Genomic DNA, 1701 nt, shown 5'->3' with positions numbered 1-1701 from the left:
CGCCTGCGCAACAAGCTGCTGCCGCTGATGCACCTGAAGAAGCTCTTGAAGATCGACGACGGCTCTTCCTCCGATCCCGAGAACGGCTTCATCGTGGTGACGCAGGTCGGCAGCCAGACCTTCGGCATCGTGGTCGACGGCGTGTTCCACACCGAAGAAATCGTGGTCAAGCCGATGTCCACCAAGCTGCGGCACATCGACATGTTCTCCGGCAACACCATTCTGGGCGATGGCGCCGTCATCATGATCATCGACCCCAATGGCATTGCCAAAGCGCTCGGCGCCTCCGGCTCCTCGGCCCATGAGATGGCCGACGAGGCCTCGGCGGCGCATGCGATCGGCGGCGAACAGCTCACCTCGCTTTTGGTGTTCCGCGCCGGTTCCAGCCAGCCCAAGGCGGTTCCGCTCGGCCTCGTCACCCGGCTGGAGGAGATCGCCACCGACAAGATCGAGCTCTCCAACGGCCGCTACATGGTGCAGTACCGCGAGCAGCTGATGCCGCTGGTGCAGATGAACGGGGTCACCGTCCAGACCACAGGCTCGCAGCCGATCCTGGTGTTCGCCGACGACGGCCGCTCGATGGGACTCGTGGTCGACGAGATCATCGACATCGTCGAGGAGCGGCTGCACATCGAGGTCGCCGGCCAGCAGGACGGCATCCTGGGTTCGGCCGTGATCAAGGGCCAGGCCACCGAGGTGATCGACGTCGGCCACTTCTTACCGATGGCGTTTGCCGACTGGTTCTCGCGCAAGGAGATGCGGGCGTCATCGACGGCGCAATCGGTGCTGCTGGTCGACGACAGTGCGTTCTTCCGCAACATGCTGGCGCCGGTCTTGAAAGCCGCCGGCTACAAGGTGCGGGTCGCCGTCAACGCGCAGGAGGGGCTTTCCGCGCTGCGCTCCGGCCTCACCTTCGACGTGGTGCTGACCGACATCGAGATGCCGGACATGAACGGCTTCGAGTTCGCCGAAGTGATCCGCGCCGACAACAATCTGAGCACGATGCCGATCATCGCTTTGTCCTCGCTGGTGTCGCCGGCGGCGATCGAGCGCGGGCGGCAGGCCGGCTTCCACGATTATGTCGCCAAGTTCGACCGTCCCGGCCTGATCGCGGCGCTGAAGGAACAGACCGCCGAGACCCGGCACGCGGCATGAACAAGTTCAGCCCGGCATGAACAAGTTCAGCCGGGCATAAGCAAGCTTAGCCCGGCATAAGCAAGCTTAGCCGGGGCATAAAGGTAGCAGCACATGACAACCAAGACCGAGACCATCGAGGGCACCGTGGCCGAATACGTCACCGCCGTGATCGGCGGGCAATTGTTCGGCCTGCCGATCTCGCGGGTGCAGGACGTGTTCATGCCGGAACGGCTGACGCGGGTGCCGCTGTCCTCGGCGGAGATCGCCGGCGTGCTCAATCTGCGCGGCCGCATCGTCACCGTGGTCAACATGCGTGCCCGGCTCGGCCTGCCCAAGAACGACGACGGCAAGCCGCCGATGGCGGTCGGCGTCGATCTGCGCGGCGAATCCTACGGCCTGCTGATCGACCAGATCGGCGAGGTCCTGAAACTCCGCGACGATGGCCGCGAGGAAAACCCCGTCAACCTCGATCCCCGCATGGCCAAGCTCGCCGGCGGCGTTCACCGTCTCGACGGTCAGCTCATGGTCGTCCTCGACGTCGATCGCGTTCTCGAAATCGTGCCG

General features: G+C 64.7%; 2 protein-coding genes. Both read left to right on the top strand.

Annotation, left to right across the window (positions count from 1 at the left end; genetic code table 11):
• A partial coding sequence (locus IVB22_RS09045) for a chemotaxis protein CheW (protein WP_247516991.1) occupies positions 1 to 1155 on the top strand: 1155 nt, incomplete at its 5' end.
• A 93-nt stretch (positions 1156 to 1248) separates the two neighbouring features.
• Positions 1249 to 1701, top strand: a 453-nt coding sequence (locus IVB22_RS09040) for a chemotaxis protein CheW (RefSeq protein ID WP_247516990.1), incomplete at its 3' end; no start/stop codon positions are given.

Source organism: Bradyrhizobium sp. 190 (assembly GCF_023073415.1).
GTDB lineage: Bacteria > Pseudomonadota > Alphaproteobacteria > Rhizobiales > Xanthobacteraceae > Bradyrhizobium.
Note: the sequence above shows the minus strand (reverse complement) of the source record. Positions and strands in the feature narration are given on the sequence as shown.